The following is a 16,053-nucleotide window of genomic DNA, read 5'->3' on the forward strand; positions in this document are numbered from 1 at the left end:
TAGGTAGTGCTTGTCGGAGTGTCCATAAATCTCGCGACATAATCGGGTTCCTGCGCCGCGTAATGCGCTATATGAACAGCCGGAGCCGGATATGAACGGGTGCCCGGTCACTTCGAGCGGAAGATTCGTCATTGGGCCGTCAGCGCCACGGTCGGAGGGACACGGGCGGCGCGCAGCGCGGGATAGATTCCGGCCAGCGCGCCGATCACCACGGTCATGCCGAGCCCACCGCCGAACGCCCACATCGGCACCACCGTCGGCAGCGCGTTGAACTGCGCGTAGCCGAAGGTCGCCAGCGAGCCGAGCAGCACCCCGGCCCCGCCGCCGAACAACGACAGCAGCAGCGCCTCCACCAGGAACTGGTCGCGGATCTGCCCCCGGGTGGCGCCGAACGACCTGCGCAGACCGATCTCCCTGCGTCGCTCCAGCACGGCGACCACCATCGTGTTGGCCACCCCTACCCCGCCGACGAGCAGGGCGACCGCGCCGAGGCCCAGCATGAGCCCGGTGAACGCGCCCGCCGCGGCGGCCTTGGCCTTCAACGCGTCCGACGGCCGGCTGACCTTGGCCTCGTTCGGGCTCTCCGGGCTGACGGTGCGGGCCAGCATGGCGCGGACGCTCTCCACCGCCGCGTCGGTCGAGCGTTCGTACACGGTGGTGGGATGGCCGTCGTGGTCGAGGTACTCCTTGGCGGCGGGGAACCCCATCAGCGCCGACCGCTCGATCTCCTCGGCCAGCGGCATCTTCTCCAGCACGCCGATGACGGTGAACCACCGGTTGTCGATCCACACCTGGCCCCGCGGGATGACCAGGCCGAGCCGTTCGGCGGCCACCGCGCCGAGCACCACCACGGGCTGGCGTTCCGTGGCGGCGTTGAGCCAGGTGCCGTGGCGTACCTTGCCGTCGAGGGTGGCCAGCAGGTCGAGGTCGGCGGCCTGCACCGTGATGCCCAGGGAGATGCCGCTGGGGATCAGGTCGTTGCGGCGGACGGTCGTGCCGGTGTCGGCGGTCTGGCCGGCGTTGGTGACGCCGTCGAGGCGTTTGACCATGGCGGCGGCGTTCTCCGGCAGCTTGACCGGGTCGCCGAAGAGGCTGTCGCCGGGCGAGACCCTGAGCAGGTTGGTGCCGAGCTCGTCGAGCTGGCGCAGGAGCTTCTCCTGGCTGGAGGCGGAGATGCCGACGACCGTGACCATGGTGGCGATGCCGATCGCGATGCCGAGCGCGGCCAGGATCGCCCTGGCGGGCCTGGCCCGCAGACCGGCCGTGCCGATCCTGGCCAGATCGGTCGGCCGCAGCCGGGCAGGTCGCAGCGCCGTCATGAGACCTCGGATCTGACCAGCCCATCGCGTACGCGCACGCGACGCGGGCAGGCGAGCGCCACCTCGGAGTCGTGCGTGATGATCGCGATGCTGATCCCTCGTGCGTTCAACGTCCTGAACAGCGACAACACCTCTGCCCCCGCCTCGGAGTCGAGATTGCCCGTCGGCTCGTCGGCCAGCAGCAGCGGCGGCCGGCCCGCCACCGCGCGGGCGACCGCCACCCGCTGCATCTGCCCGCCGGACAACTGGTGCGGCCGGTGCCCCAGACGGTGCGACAACCCCACCAGATCGAGCGCCGCCGCCGCGCGTTCCCTGCGCTGCCGCCTGGACAGGCCGCTGTAGAGCAGCCCGTCGGCGACGTTGTCGAGGGCGGTCAGCCCGGGCGAGAGGTGGAACTGCTGGAAGACGAAGCCGATGTAGCGGGCGCGCAACGCGGAGAGCTGGCTGTCGGACAGCCGGCTGACGTCGTGCCCCGCAACCCGTACGGTGCCCGCGGACGGGCGGTCGAGGGTGCCGGCGATCTGCAGCAGCGTGGACTTGCCCGAGCCGGACGGGCCGACGATGGACAGCATCTCGCCCTTGCGGATGGTCAGGTCCACGTTGCGCAGGGCATGCACCCGGCCGTAGCTCTTGCTGACCCCGCGGATCTCCAGGATGTTCATCGGCCCGACACCGTGACCTTCATGCCCTCGGCCAGCCCTTCGGCCTCCACCTCGATCCGGCCGTTGCCGAACGCCCCCGTCTTCACGTGCACCCGCCTGGCCGACCCGTTCGCGTCCACGACCTCGACGCCGTAGCCGCCCTCCGGGACCGCCAGCAGGGCCTCCACCGGCACGGTGAGCACGTCCTCGGCGCGCTGCCTGGTGAGCTCCACGGTCACCGGCGCCTCGTCGAGCGAGCCCGCCGCCTTGGCCGAGACCGAGATCTCCACCTCGACCGTGGCGCCCTTCTCCTGGTTGTCGGAGCGGTCGGCCACCGTGGCCACCTTCGCCACACTGATGATCTTGCCGCTGACGTTCTTGCCGTTGGCCATCTTGACGGTGACCTTCTTGCCCTTCTTGGCGATGTCCTGCTTGTCGGCGTCCAGGTTGATCCGGACCAGCCGGTCGGTGGAGGTGACGTCCAAAATGGGCCGTACGGAGCCGACCTGGTCGCCCACCTCCACGGCGATCTTGCCGACACGTACCGACTCGGGCAGGAACACGACGTCCGCCGGCGTCACCTCGCCGTCGCGTTCCATCCCGTTCTTCTTCTGCCACCGCTTCACGGCGCGTTCAGTCGCGTCGGTGAAGCGGTTGTCCACCGTGACGCCGCGGGCGTGGCCGAGTGCCCGCAGGTTCTGTTCGAGCTGCTTGACGTCCGGGCCGCGCTTCACGCCGTCCTTGAGCGTCCGGTACGCGGGAATCTTGCCGTACATGAGGATGCGGGCCCGGCGGTCCACGCTGTAGAGGCTCTTGCCGCGCTTGATCTCCTTGCCCTCGGCGGGCAGGCTGGTGATCGTCCCGGCTGCGGCGGACTTGATCGTACGGCTGTCGGCGTAGGTGAGCTTGCCGTCCACGCTCTCCTGGTCCGCCAGGTCGCCACGGGTGATCGTTTCGGTGGCGGCGGAGACCGGCCGCGCGGTCGGCGTGGGTTCCGGCTTGGCGTGCGGGCCGGTGCCGAACAACGCCGCCGAGGCGAACACGCCGCCCGCGGTGACCGCGCTGCCGACGACCGTGGTGCCCAGCGCGGCGACGACGCCCTTGAGCCGCCCGTTCATCCGGTGCCTCCCTGGCCGGGCAGCAGCTTGACGCAGCTCTGCGCCGCCTTCTGCAGCTTGGGATCGTTCGGGTCGAGGTTCTGGTTGACCGCCGGCGGGTCGGGCATGTCGATGCCCTGCTCACGCATGCAGCGGGCGTACTTGATGACCGCGTCCCTGGCCTTCGGGTCGTCGAAGGGGTTGGGGATCTGCGAGGTGTACTGCTCGCAGGCCTTCATCGCCCGCTGCAGGGTCGCCTGGTCCCCCTTGTACTGGTACGTCTTGTCCTCGGGCGAGCCGGGGTCGGGCACGTCGATGCCCTGCTCGCGCAGGCACTGGGCGAGCTTCAGCAACGCGTCGTCGGGATCGACCGTGGCGGCGGCCTGCGCCTGCTTGGCCGGCCCGGCCTGACTCCCGGTCTGCTTCCCCGCCTGCGCGGGCGGGGTGCCGGCGATGGCGATCGCGATGGGGTGCTGCTCGTCCCGCGCGGCGCACCCGCCGGCCAGCAGGGCGAGCGCGACCACGGCCAGGATGACCGCTCTCATTTCGTACCTTCCCAGTTGAAGACGCGCCTGGTCACCAGGTTGACCACGATGGCGGTCGCGACCAGCCCGGCGGCGGCCGGCCAGGTCTCCGACAGCCGCCCCACGTACGCGCCGAAGACGAAGTCGTTGAGCTGGGCCAGCGGGTTGACCGTGGTGACCTGGTAGAACCACGGCGCCACGCCCTCCCAGCCCTCGCGCGGCACGCCCAGCCCGCTGCCGAGGAAGAGCAGCACGAAGCAGAGCGGCGCGGCGATCCTGGCGCCGGCGCGGGGCATCCGCAGGCCACCCAGCAGCAGCCCGGCACTGACCGAGCAGTAGGTGACCGCCAGCAGCGCGGCCACCAGGCTCAGCGGCTGCCAGGTGCGCGGCGGTCCGTAGAGGACGAACGTGACGGCCATGAACAGCGCCGTGGACGCCGCCACCAGCACGACGGCCACGATCGCCTGCGCCAGGATGTACGCCCCGTCCCGCATGGGGCTGCGCCGCAACCGGCCGAGCAACCCCGTGTCCCGCATCTCCGACAGGTGCAGGGTCAGCACCAGGATCCCGGCCGAGGCGGCGACCGTACCGGCCGTCTCGGGCAACAACCGGTCGATGACCCTGACGCCCGGCATGGCGCCGAACTCCAGGGCCGGAAAGGAGAAACCGATGAACAGCATCAGGGCGAGCAGCATCGCGAACGGCAGCGCGAGCACGGCCAGCAACGCGAGCGGCGTGCGTGACAGCAGGGCCAGTTGCGCGCGTACGAGGGTCCAGACGGTGGCTGCCATGCTCATACCTCCAGGGCGGCGGGTTCCGGCACGGCCGACAACGTGAGGTAGGCGTCCCTGAGCGTGGGCCGGCGGATCAACCAGACCCGGTCACCGCTCATGGGCGCCAGCTCCTGGACGGCCGCCTCCAGCGCGGGGCGGGAGCCGTACAGGTAGGTCGCCGCGGCGCAGGGCAGCACGCGTACCTCCGAGAGGCGGTCCACCCGCAGGTGCGGCGGCACGCTCAGCACGTGGACGGAGCCGAGCAGCCCGATCAGCCGCGAAGGGCTCCCCTCGGCCAGTACGCGGCCATCGCGCAGCAGGACCACCCGGTCGGCCAGCCGCTCGGCCTGGGCCAGGTCGTCGAGCAGCACGCACACCCCGCCGTAGCCGGAACGCAGCTCGTCGATCACGTGCTCGACCCGGTTCCTGCCGCCCTCCTTGAGCCCGGCGGTCGGGTCGTCGAGCAACACCAGCTCGGGATTGCCGACCAGGGCCAGGCCGATCATGACCAGCCTGCGCTGGCCGTCGCTGAGCACGCCGAAGCGCTTGGTCAGCAGCGGCTCCAGGTCCAGCAGGTCGGTCAGGCGGCCGGACAGGCCGCGGGTGCCGTACAGGCGGGAGAAGAGACGTACGGCGTCGCCCACCCGCATCCGGTCGGGGAGCCGTTCCCCGCGCAGGGCGGCCCCCATGCCCGCGGGCCGCCGATCTCCCGGGCCGACCGTCGCGCCGAGCATCTCGATCTGGCCCGCGTCCGGCTCGGCCTCGCCGGCCAGGCACTCCATCAGCTTGCCCGCGCCGTCGCCCGGCGGGCCGACCACGCAGACGACCTCGCCGCGCTCGACGGTGAAGGAGACCTCCTCCAGCGCCGGCGACAGAGACAGGTCGGTGACGTTGAGCAGGGCCGTCATGACGCCACCCCCGCGTTGAAGCGGTCGGCGATGGTGGCGGCCACCTCCAGGTACATGTCCCTGGTGGAGGTGCGCAGCAGGTCGAGATCCACCTCGGAGCCCTGCTCCAGGTGCGGGTCGAACGGCACGCCGATCACCGCGCGGCAGCGCTGGGCGAAGTGCTCCTTGAGCTCGGTGACGTTGACGGCGTTCCTGCGCGGGTTCTTCACCGCCGACAGCACCACGACGGCGCTGACGGCCAGGTTCCCGTGCCCGTGGGCCTGCAGCCAGTCGAGGGTGGCCGAGGCCGACCTGGCGCCGTCCACGGTGACCGGGCTGACCAGGACGATCTGGTCGGCCATGTCCAGGATCGCGCTCATCGCCGAGTGCAGCATGCCGGTGCCGCAGTCGGTGATGGCGATGGAGTAGAACTGCTCCAGGATCTGCGCGACCGCGCGGTAGTCGTCGGCGTTGAACGCCTCCGAGATGGCCGGGTCCCGGTCGGAGGCCAGCACCTCCAGCCGCGAGGGGGCCTGGGAGGTGTACGAGCGCACGTCGGCGTAGCGCCACAGGCCGCCCCGGTCGTTGAGCAGGTGCCGTACGGTGGCCGGCGACTCCATCCTGAGCTTCTCCGACAGGGTGCCGCGGTCGGGGTTGGCGTCGACGGCGATGACCCGGTCGCCCCGGTTGTGCGCGAGCGTCGAGCCCAGGCCGATGGTGGTCGTGGTCTTGCCGACCCCGCCTTTGAGGCTCATCACCGCGACCCTGAAGTGGCCGGCGGTGACCGGCTGCCTGATGCGTTCGATGAGTTCCTGGCGGCGGCGTTCGGCCTTGGAGTCCCCGAGGTGGATGAGGCCGCCGCTCATCGTGTAGACGGCCTTGCGCCAGCCTCCCGTGGGCGGGCGGCGCCTGGTGCGCAACAACCGGTCCGGTCGCAGGCTGTCCGCGGTCGTCGCCGCCACCGGCATCCCGGTGGCGGACCGCGGGGAGTCGGGCTGCGGGTAGCCGGGCTGCGGGTAGGCGGGTTGCCACGTCTGGTTGGCCTGCGGCGAGGCCGCCTGGTCCGCCGGCGCCGCCTCGGGCCCGCCGCTCCGCGGCGACGGAAGGAGCGGCGCTTCCTGGCCGCTCCAGGGCGGCGGGAAGACGGGAGCTTCTGTGCCGCTCTGGGGTGGCGGGAAGACCGGCGTTTCCGGGCCGCTCTGGGGCGGCGGGAAGACCGGCGTTTCCGGGCCGCTCTGGGGCGGCGGGAAGACCGGCGTTTCCGCGCTGTTCTGGGGCGGCGGGAAGACCGGCACCCCGGGGCTGCCGCTCCGCGGAGGCGGGAAGACCGGCACGTCAGGCGCGGAAGGCTCCCAGACCGGCTGGCCGAGCGGGTTCGGCGGCGCCTGGAAGGCGTTCAGCCCCGGCGGCGGCTGGATCGGGCCCGGCGGCGGCCCCACGGCAGGCCTGCCCTTCCCTCCTGATCGTTCCTGCGGGTCGCCCGGCGCGACCTGCCCCGCCTGCCGGTCGTCGCCCGCGTCCGGCTCCCACCACTGGGGAGGTTCGGGAGGCGGGCGTTTCACCCCCTTGGGCAGTTTCGGCGGCGGGAAGCGTATGGTGCGCGTGGCGTCCGGATCCACGCCGAGTTCTTCCCCGTTCACTTCCACCGTGACCTCGTCGTCCTCGCTGTGCATGATCCACCCGTTCGCGATCGCTACGTTCGGTCGTCGGATTGCGTCACAACCGGCCAGGCCGCCATCCGGTAGGGGCGGCTTCCCGCGGGTTGTACGCGCTGAACTTGACCAACGCGCTCGCGACTGACCAGCGCGCGGTCGCCCCATGCGCACGAAACTCGGTCGTCCGCACCGGGCCTGCGCCTCCGGGCGGGCGCGGGGAGCCGCGCTCGTCCCCGGGGCCGGAGTCCGGCGAGGCGGCCCGCCCGTCGCCGGGGAGCCGGAAGGCGCCGCGCCCGCCACCGGGGAGCGGGTCGTCCCCGATGGCCATGGAGGCGACGGACAGCTCGGTGTCCAGGTACCGGCCGCCTGCGGCGACCTTGCGGATCGCCGCGGCCAGCTCCTCGGCCGGCGCGTCCTTGCCGAGGAAGCCCCGCACGCCCACGGCCACCGCCCTGCGCAGGTAATCCGGCCGGCCGATGCTGGTCAGGACCACGATCGCGCAGTGGGTGCCGATCCGCGGAGCGGCGGTCAGACCGTCCACCCCGGTCAGTTCGGCATCGAGTACGGCGACGTCCGGCCGGTGCCGGCCGACCGCCTCGGCGATCTCATCTCCGTGGCCGGCTTCCGCGACGACGTCGATGCCCTCCTCCATGGCGAGCAGGGTGGCCAGCACGCGCCGGATCTGTTCGTCGACGGCAAGTAAGACGCTGATCGGCGACGCGGTAGGCATACGACGAGTCTGACTCCGCGACATTTGCCCCGATAGGAGCCTGTGTCATCGAAGCGATGTGACATCTATCATGCCGCTAATACGACGAATAGGAATATTTCGTACATTAAGGGATGAATAACGTGACACCCCTTGCAAAGGTCCCTCAATTTATGGCAAGCCGAAAGTGTGTTGCAAGTTGGTTCAGTCACACTCGCGATGGCCACGATCAAGACGCCCACCCAACCATGACGAGCTGTCCGTACGACTGATCGGGAAGCGGCAAAAGGAAGCAGGTGCGGTTGATGCACTTCGGAATCCTGGGGCAACCGGCCATCTGGCGGCAAGGCAACGAGATCAGGCTGAACACCCGCAGGTCACGGGCGGTGCTGGCGCACCTGCTGCTGAGCCCGGGCCACTCGGCCTCGGCCGAGAACCTCATGGACGCGATCTACGGCGACAACCCCGCCAAGAGCGCGCGGAACCAGGTGCATCGCGGGGTCGGCGAGCTGCGGCGCTGCGGCGTCACCATCGACGTGCAGGACAACGTCTACCGCCTCGACGCCACCCCTGACACCATCGACGCCTTCGTGTTCCTGCGCATGTACGACCAGGCGGGCAGGCAGACGAGTGAGGGCGAGCACGCCAAGGCCGCCGAGACCCTGGGCGCCGCGCTCGAACTGTGGCGCGGCCCGGCCCTGTCCGGCCTGGACAGCGAGGCGTTCCTGACGGAGGCGGCGCTCTGGAACGAGCGCCGGCTGGCCGCCGTCGAGGCCCGCATCGACGCCCTCCTCGTGCTCGGACGCCACCGCGAGCTGATCGCCGAGCTCCAGCACCTGACGGACCAGCACCCCTTGAAGGAGCGCTTCCACGCGCAGCTCATGATCGCTCTCTACCGCTCCCACCGGGCCAGCGAGGCGCTGCAGGTCTTCACCGACATGAAGGAGCGGCTGCGCGGCGAGCTCGGCACCGATCCCAGCCCCGCGCTGAGCGACCTGCGGCTGCGCATCCTGCGCCAGGACGTGGTGCTGGGCTCGGCAGACCTGGACGCCGACGTGCCGCGGCAGCTTCCCGCCCGCCCGGGCGTGCTGCCCGGCCGCGCGGGCGAGCTACGGGGGCTCGTCGAGGCGCTGACCGAGCGGCCGACCAGCCCGCTCGTGGTGATCACCGGCTCGGCCGGCGTCGGCAAGACCGCGCTCGCGCTGGAGGCGGCGCACCGGGTGTCCGGCGGCTTCCCCGACGGGCAGTTATACGCCGACGACCTCGGCGACCCCGCGGAGGTGCTGGCGGGCTTCCTGGCCGCGCTCGGGGTGGCGGCCAAGGAGATCCCGGAGGGCGCGGGGGCGCGTGCCGCGCTGCTGCGCAGCGTCCTGGCCGTGCGCCGGGTGCTCATCGTGCTCGACGGCGTGACGGAGGCCGGGCAGGTGCTGCCGTTCCTGCCCGGACGCTCCGGTTCGGCCGTGCTCGTGACCAGCGGCTCTCCGCTGGCGCTGCCCCGCGACGCCGTCACGGTGACCGTCGCCGCGCTGGACGCCCGCGCGGCCAGGACCTTGCTGGCGACCGGGGCCGGAGCGCGCCGGATGCGGGCCGAGCCCGCGGCGGCCGACCAGATCGTGGAGTTGTGCGCGGGGCTGCCCGCGGCGCTGAACATCCTGGCGGCCAAGCTGGCCGCCCGGCCGCAGCTCAGCCTGCGGCGCCTGGCCGACCGCCTCGCCGAGCCGTCGCGGATCATGGGCGAGCTGCGGCACGGCGGCAAGGGCATCATGTCCACGCTGATGCGCGGCTACCACGAGCTGCCCGCGAAGCCGCGCTCGCTGGTGCGCAGGATCGGCTACTACGGCATCCCGGAGATCACCACCACGACGGCCGCCGCGCTCGCCGACGTCTCCCTGGACGCCGCCGAGGTCATGCTGGAAGAGCTGTCCGAAACCCATTTCGTCCAACCCCTTCCCGGCGGCGAACGCTACCGCTGCCACGAGCTGATGCTCGGCTTCGGCCACGCCCGCGCCAGGGCCGAGGACGGCCAGTGCGACCTGGACGCGGCCGTCGAGCGGGCCTTCGGCAGCTGGCTGGCCCTGACCGACGCCGCCCACGAATCGATGCGGGGCAAGGACGGCTCCATCCCGCGCGGCACCGCGCCCCGCTTCCGCCCCACCGGCGCGCCCGCCTGGACGGGGCAGGGCTCGGCCTGGTTCGAAAGGCACATCGACGCCCACGTCGCCCTGGTACGACGGGCCGCGTCCAAGCCGGAGACCTGCTGGGAGCTGGCCGTGGCGCCGCTGGCGCTCTTCGAGAGCGGCGCCCATCTCGACAAGTGGCTGGAATCGCACCAGATCGCCCTGGCCAGCGTCGCCAAGGGGTCGAACGTACGCGGTCAGGCCGTGCTGACGTACTCGCTGGGTTATCGCGCGCTGCTGGTGGGCGACCACATCGGCGCGGCGCGGCAGTTGCGGGAGGCGCTCACGCTCTTCCAGCGGCTGGGCGACGAGCAGGGCAGCGGGCTGACCCTCAACCTGATCGGCGACCTCGACCGGATGCACCGTACGCCGGCCACCGCGCGGGAGACCTACCAGGAGGCGGCCGCGGCGCTGCACCGCAGCGGGGACACGATCGCCGAGGCCGAGTCCCTGGTGGGGCTGGCGACGGTGTTGCAGAGCACCGGTGACGAGGCCGGTTCGCAGAGCTGCCTGGACCGGGCGCTCAGCCTGTGCAGGGAGGCGGGCAGCCTGCGCAGCGAGGCCAGGATCAGGCGGGCGGTGGCCATGCACGCGACCAAGGCCGGCACGCCGGAGAAGGCCTGCCCGGAGCTGATCGAGGCGCTGGAGATCGCCATCCACATCGGCGACCGGGTGGTGCAGTCCGACATCCTCCTCGATCTGGGCACGACCCGGATCCTGCTGGGCGACCCCAAGGCCGCCTTCGACGACCTGGCGACCGCCGAGGAGATCGCCAGAGTGGCCGGGATGGAGCGTACGGCCCGCCGCGCGAAACTGGCCCGCGCCTTCATCAACGGCGGCGGCCTGGGCATCCACCCCACCTCGTAGTCACCCGGGACGGGCACCGTCAGGGTGTCAGGGCCGTTCCGGGTGACGGACCGGGCATGGGGGTCACTCCTGCTCGGCGTCGGGGGACGACCCGGCCAGGAGGTTCGTGGCGGTGGTGGAGACCATGGGCGGGCCGCCCTCCTCGGTGAGGGCGAACAGCGCGATGCCGGCGTCGCGAGCGATCCTGTCGAGCTGAGCCGAGACCAGGCCGTTGATCAGGACCCGCTGCCCGTTGATCTCCAGAATCTGGCCGCCGGCGCCGTTCACCGCGGTGGCGAGCTCCTGGGGCTGGTCGGACAGGACGCTGAGGGTGTGGGGCTGGAACCGGTCGACGAAGGCCGCGGCGGAGCCGCTGCCCACGATCTCGCCCTGCGCGATCACCACCAGGTCGTCGACCAGGTCCTCCAGCTCGGCCAGCAGATGGCTGGCGATGAAGACGGTGCGGCCCTGCCGGCGCAGGTCGCGCAGGACGTCCTTGATCCAGGTGATGCCCTCGGGGTCGAGGCCGTTCATGGGCTCGTCCAGGATGACGATCTCCGGATCGCCCGCCAGGGCGATGGCCAGCGCGAGGCGTTGCAGCATGCCGTGGGACAGGGAGCCGGAGCGCCGGCCGGCCACGTCGGCGAGGCCGACCCTGGCCAGCAGTTCCTCGGCGTCGGCTGTCGTGCCGGCCAGCCGGGCGGCCCAGCGGACGCTGTCGACGGCCGGCCTGGAGGGGTGGGCGCACTCCCCGTTCAGCACCGCGCCGACCTTGCGGGCGGGAACGGGCCATTCGTGCAGGGGTCTGCCGTCGATGAGCGCGGCGCCGGAGGTGGGGCGGACGAGCTGGAGAAAAAGGTGGAGCGTCGTTGTTTTGCCCGCGCCGTTGGGCCCGAGAAAACCGGTGATGGCGCCGGCCCGCACCGAGAAGCTCACACTCTTGACGGCCTCGAGTGAGCCGAATCGTTTCGTGAGGTTCTCCGCCTGCAGAATCGCCCCCATGCGCGACGGAACCCCACTTCCTCTGCGACGGGAAGCCGGGACGTCAAGGACACGGTCAAGCCCCCACAATTCCCCGTAACAGTGCGATTACCCAAAAGCAGTTAGCTTTGGGCACATATAAACACCAAGGTCAACATAGTGTCAACACTGGGAGCGGGCCTGGGGCCGCGCGACCTCGGGTGAGGTCCCGCGGCCCGATCACGATCAGCCGAGGTCACGACGCTGGTGGAGGTACAACGCCAGGCCCGCCGCGATCGCCACGTACAGAGTGAACATGCCGAGCCCGGGCAGCGCGCCCAGGCTGAGGTTGGCCGCGGCGGCGCCGACCGTCTTGAACGGCAGGAACGCCACCACCTCCGCCGGGATCGTGTAGACCAGCACCGCCTCGGCGGCCAGCGCCCAGATCAGCAGCGCGGAGATGGCTCCGGCGGTGTTCCTGAGCAGCATGCCGACCGCCGCGCCGAGCACGGTCGCCAGCGGCACGGCCACCAGGTGGGTGAGGATGAGCATGAGGCCGTCACCGGCCATCGGGTCGAACCGGCCACCTCCGGTGATCAGCCCGCCCACCCAGGCCGCGGCCAGCGCGATGATCGTGACGACCAGCGCGACGGCGGCCGCCGCCGAGAACTTCGCGGCCACGACCCGGTTGCGCCACGGCGCCATGACCGAGGTGATGCGGAAGGTGCCGCTGCGCATGTCGCCGGTCGCGACCAGCACGCCCAGCACCAGCATCGCGTAGATCACCACCTCCATCGGCAGCGTGATGACCTGGACCGAGGTGCCGAGCCCGGGAATGTTGCCCTGCTCGTCGATCGAGCCGCCCATGATGGCGCCCCCGAGGCCGGCCACCACGATGGCCGCGGCCGCGGTGATCAGGTAGCTGCGCAGGGTACGGAATTTGATGATCTCAGCGGACAACAGATCGGCGAAACCCATGGTTCAGCCCACCTCTCCCTTGATCTCGGCCTTCTCGGCCGTGGCCATGCTGAACGCCTTCTGCAGGCTCCGCTCCTCGCGCAGCTCGTAGATCGCGACGCCGGTGCTCTTGGCGAGCTGGCCCACCGCGTCGGGCTCCAGCCCGGTGACCTGCAGGCGCTGCGCGTCGGCCATGCTGACGAGTCGGCCGCCCGCGCTGGTGATGGCGGCGCTGAGCGCCTGCGGGTTGTCGCACTGCACACTGACGGTCTGCGTCTGGAAGCGCTGGATGAACGCCTGCGCCGCGCCAGCGCCGACGATCTTGCTCTGCGCGATGACGACCAGGTCGTCGACCAGGTCCTCCATCTCGGCCAGCAGGTGGCTGGAGACGAACACCGTCCTGCCCTGGTCCCTGAACTGCCGCAGCAGCCCCTTCATCCAGGTGATGCCCTCGGGGTCGAGCCCGTTCATCGGCTCGTCCAGCATGACCACCTCGGGGTTGCCCACCAGGGCGATGGCCAGCGCCAGCCGCTGCCGCATGCCCAGCGAGAAGCGCCCGGCCCGCTTGCCGGCCACCGCGGACAGGCCCACCCGCTCCAGCAGCACCTCGGCCTGGTTGTCCTTCACCCCGGCGAGCCTGGCCGCCCACCGCACGCTGTCGATGGCCCGGCGGCTGGGGTGCGCGCACTGCGTGTCCAGCACCGCGCCGATCTTGCGGGCGGGCACCGGCCACTCGTGGATCGGCTTGCCGTCGATGTGGGCCGAGCCGCTGCTCGCCCGGTCCAGGCCGAGGAAGAGCCGCATCGTCGTCGACTTGCCGGCGCCGTTGGGCCCCAGGAAGCCGGTGATCGCGCCGGAGCGCACGGCGAAGCTGGCGTTGCTGACCGCGAGCACGGGTCCGTACCGTTTCGTGAGGCCCTCTGCCCTCAACATCGGTTTCATCTGATCTCCTGTTGTGTCGTTGTGCAGGTGTCGTGGCGGGTGGCCGCGGGTTCCAGGAACGGGAGACCGGTGCCGCCGCCCAGGGCGGTGTGCAGGGCGAGGAGCACGCCGGCCGAGCCGGTGGCCAGGTCGGTCGACAGCCGCAGCGCCTGCTCCCCGATGAAGGCGATGTGACCGTCCCGCGGCACGCCGTGCCAGGCGAGGTGCTTCAGGTGGCGGGCGAGCCTGGGCGAGTCCGGCCGCTCGCCCAGGCGGGCCAGCGCCAGCATGACCCCGGCCCTGCCCGCGAACAGCCCGGCGCCGGTGACGACGTGGTCGCCGAGGGCGCGGTGGAGGTCGTCGAGCACCTCCAGCAGTTCCGGGTCGGGGTAGTGCTCGATCAGCAGCCGCAGCGCCATGGCCACGCCCGCGCCGCCCAGCTCCAGGACCGGCTCGCGCCACGGGGCGCCGATCGGCGCGGGCAGGCCCGTGCCCACGCCCATCACCGCCAGGTCGCGGCGCAGCGCCGCCTCGGCGTGCCGCAGCAGTGCGGGTTCCCTGCTCTCGGCGTAGAGCCGCAGCAACAGCAGCGCGGCGCCGCTGGCTCCGTGCATCAGGCCTGGCGGCGGCCCTTCCGACTTCAGCGGCAGGCGCTCGATGAGCAGTTCGGTGACCGCGCCGCAGTCCCGCCCGAAGTGCCGCAGCGTCAGCCCGGTCCCGGCCAGGCCGGAGTACAGCCCGATGCCCGGCACCCGGTCCAGCGGGATCGCGGCCGCGCGTTCGAGTGTCTCCAGCGCTTCCGCGGTGCGGCCGAGCCGGTCCAGGGCGTAGGCGACGCCGCTCAGCCCGTCGTAGAAGCCGGGCCGTGTCACGCTCCCCTCGCGCGAGCGGCGCACCAGCCAGTCCACCTGCTCCGCCGGTACGTCCGCGCCGGCCTGGGCGAGCGTCCAGAGCACACCGGCCGCGCCGTGGGCGAAGGCGGCCCCCCCACCCGGGAGGTGGAACTGCGCGATGTCGCCGGGAAAGAGCCGGTCCGTACGCTCCGGCGTGGCAGTGACCGCGATGCCGTCCGCGATCGCGGCCCGCAACCCCGGCCAGGCCGCGGGCCCAGGCTCCGGCCAGTCCAGCGGCGGCCGGTCGGCGGGCTGGGCGACCAGGTCGTTCCAGTGCGGGGCGGGGCCGAGGTCGCGGCGTACCTGCTCGGCGAAGTCCGCGGGAACGGGGAAGTACGTGGTGATGAGGTCCAGCAGTTGCCCGCCCTTGTCGGCGCCCCAGGGCAGCAGGGCCGTCATGGGGCAGAACAGGGCCAGCCGGATGCAGCCCAGCCCGAAGCGGTCCACCTCGACGCCGGTGTAGCTGGGCGGCGCCACGAAACCGGGCGCGGCCATGACCTGGACCAGGTTCTTGTCGGCCTCGGTGGCGCCCTCCAGGTCGATGAAGGCGATGCTGTCGTCGGCGCGGACCAGGATGTTGGCCGGGTGCAGGTCACCGAAGACGACGCCCCGCTCGTGCATCGCGGCCACGGCCTCCTCGGCCTGCCGCAGGATGTTCAGCGCCCACTCCGTGTAGGTGGCGAAGTCCGCGGCGGAGCGGTCGGGCCGCAGCAGCGGGTTGCGGCGGGCGATCTCCCGGCCCAGCGGCTCGCCCTCGACGTGCTCGCGGGCCAGGAAGTAGTGCTCGTGGCCGATCCGGTAGTCGATCACCCGAGGGATCCAGGGCAGGCCGGCGAGCTGGTCCATGGCCCAGTGCTCGCGCTCCAGGCGGGTGACGGCGTCGCGTCCCTCCTGGTCGAGCCCGGCCAGCGGCCTGGCCTCCTTCAGCACCACCACCTCGCCCGAACGGGTGTCGGTGGCGTAGTAGACGCCGCCGCCGTTGGAGAAGTGGAAGGCCTTGGTCGCGCGGAAGGGGAAGTCGCGCAGCGTACCCCGGTTGCGCGCGGCCAGCGCCTCGGTCAGGCAGTCGGGCAGCTCGGCCCACGGGGGCGGGCGGAAGGACGGGCCGCGGACGTCGGGCACCAGCTTGCCCTCCGGGTCCTCGATGCAGTAGACGGTCTCGCCGTACTCGTTCTGGATCGTGCGCTCGACGAAGGCGCCGTAGCGGACGTACAGCGGCCCGGAGCGCCAGCGCAGGTCGCTGAGGATGTGCGGGCCCCGCTCCCCGTCCAGCAGGTCGCCCAGCTCGTTGAGGATCTTCTCCAGTTGCTGGTCGTCACACGGGTACAGGGTGGCGAACTTGCCCGCGCTGCCGCGGTCGGCGTACTTGCCGTTGCGCCGCCGCAGCACCGTCTCCGAGCGGAGGTACTTGAAGCTGACGCGGTGCGCGACGCAGTAGTCCCAGACCTTGGCGAGGATGCGGGCCGCGTTCTCCATGGTCGCCGAGACGTGGATCTTCCAGCCCTGCCGCTGTACGCGCTCGACGGGCGCGTTGAAGATGATCCAGTCGGCGTTGTCGTCGCGTCTCCAGTCCGCGGGCATGGGTGTGGCCGCGTCGTGGGAGAACTCGGCGGCCGCCGGCGGCTCGACGACGTCGTAGAAGGGCTCTCCCGGCGGGCAGTGTCGCAGATACTCGATGAACTCCATCGCTCTTC

Annotated in this window: 13 protein-coding genes; 1 reads left to right on the top strand and 12 read right to left on the bottom strand. The window is 71.7% G+C overall.

Features of this window, described 5'->3' with window-relative positions; all coding sequences use genetic code 11:
* Positions 1-128: 128 nt before the first annotated feature.
* From AB0I79_RS57350 to AB0I79_RS57385, 8 genes are read right to left on the bottom strand one after another with little or no spacing between them, the layout of a single operon-like run.
* On the bottom strand, positions 129-1,319 hold the full coding sequence (locus tag AB0I79_RS57350) for an ABC transporter permease (protein ID WP_357893461.1): 1,191 nt from the start codon (positions 1,317-1,319) through the stop codon (positions 129-131).
* Complete coding sequence (locus AB0I79_RS57355; protein ID WP_357893463.1) at positions 1,316-1,981, bottom strand: ABC transporter ATP-binding protein; 666 nt, start codon at positions 1,979-1,981, stop codon at positions 1,316-1,318. The genes AB0I79_RS57350 and AB0I79_RS57355 overlap by 4 nt, the downstream gene beginning before the upstream one ends.
* Positions 1,978-3,078, bottom strand: coding sequence for a peptidoglycan-binding protein (locus AB0I79_RS57360; protein WP_357893465.1), 1,101 nt, complete (start codon positions 3,076-3,078; stop codon positions 1,978-1,980). The genes AB0I79_RS57355 and AB0I79_RS57360 overlap by 4 nt, the downstream gene beginning before the upstream one ends.
* Positions 3,075-3,602, bottom strand: a complete 528-nt coding sequence (locus AB0I79_RS57365; protein ID WP_357893467.1) for a hypothetical protein — start codon at positions 3,600-3,602, stop codon at positions 3,075-3,077. The genes AB0I79_RS57360 and AB0I79_RS57365 overlap by 4 nt, the downstream gene beginning before the upstream one ends.
* Complete coding sequence (locus AB0I79_RS57370) at positions 3,599-4,372, bottom strand: ABC transporter permease (RefSeq protein ID WP_357893469.1); 774 nt, start codon at positions 4,370-4,372, stop codon at positions 3,599-3,601. Before AB0I79_RS57370 ends, AB0I79_RS57365 begins: the two co-directional genes overlap by 4 nt.
* Positions 4,373-4,374: 2 nt before the next feature.
* Positions 4,375-5,262 (bottom strand): ABC transporter ATP-binding protein, encoded by an 888-nt coding sequence (locus tag AB0I79_RS57375; RefSeq protein WP_357893471.1) that lies wholly within the window; start codon positions 5,260-5,262, stop codon positions 4,375-4,377.
* Positions 5,259-6,914 (bottom strand): AAA family ATPase, encoded by a 1,656-nt coding sequence (locus AB0I79_RS57380; protein WP_357893473.1) that lies wholly within the window; start codon positions 6,912-6,914, stop codon positions 5,259-5,261. Before AB0I79_RS57380 ends, AB0I79_RS57375 begins: the two co-directional genes overlap by 4 nt.
* A 43-nt stretch (positions 6,915-6,957) precedes the next feature.
* A complete protein-coding gene (locus AB0I79_RS57385) occupies positions 6,958-7,626 on the bottom strand; it encodes a response regulator (protein WP_357893475.1) in 669 nt (222 codons plus the stop codon).
* Positions 7,627-7,910: 284 nt separating this feature from the next.
* On the opposite strand from AB0I79_RS57385, the gene AB0I79_RS57390 reads away from it, so the two are divergent.
* Positions 7,911-10,649 (top strand): BTAD domain-containing putative transcriptional regulator, encoded by a 2,739-nt coding sequence (locus AB0I79_RS57390; protein ID WP_357893477.1) that lies wholly within the window; start codon positions 7,911-7,913, stop codon positions 10,647-10,649.
* Between the two features lie 63 nt (positions 10,650-10,712).
* On the opposite strand, the gene AB0I79_RS57395 is transcribed toward AB0I79_RS57390, so the two are convergent.
* The 4 genes from AB0I79_RS57395 to lanKC form a co-directional block, all read right to left on the bottom strand.
* Entirely contained in the window at positions 10,713-11,630 is a 918-nt protein-coding gene (locus AB0I79_RS57395) for an ABC transporter ATP-binding protein (RefSeq protein WP_357893479.1), read from the bottom strand.
* A 204-nt stretch (positions 11,631-11,834) separates the two neighbouring features.
* On the bottom strand, positions 11,835-12,566 hold the full coding sequence (locus AB0I79_RS57400) for a hypothetical protein (RefSeq protein WP_357893481.1): 732 nt from the start codon (positions 12,564-12,566) through the stop codon (positions 11,835-11,837).
* Between the two features lie 3 nt (positions 12,567-12,569).
* Entirely contained in the window at positions 12,570-13,487 is a 918-nt protein-coding gene (locus AB0I79_RS57405) for an ATP-binding cassette domain-containing protein (protein ID WP_357893483.1), read from the bottom strand.
* On the bottom strand, positions 13,484-16,045 hold the full coding sequence (gene lanKC / locus AB0I79_RS57410) for a class III lanthionine synthetase LanKC (protein WP_357893485.1): 2,562 nt from the start codon (positions 16,043-16,045) through the stop codon (positions 13,484-13,486). The genes AB0I79_RS57405 and lanKC overlap by 4 nt, the downstream gene beginning before the upstream one ends.
* Between the last annotated feature and the right edge of the window lie 8 nt (positions 16,046-16,053).

Origin of the sequence: Nonomuraea sp. NPDC050202, assembly GCF_040656115.1 — a bacterium.
Lineage (GTDB): Bacteria > Actinomycetota > Actinomycetes > Streptosporangiales > Streptosporangiaceae > Nonomuraea.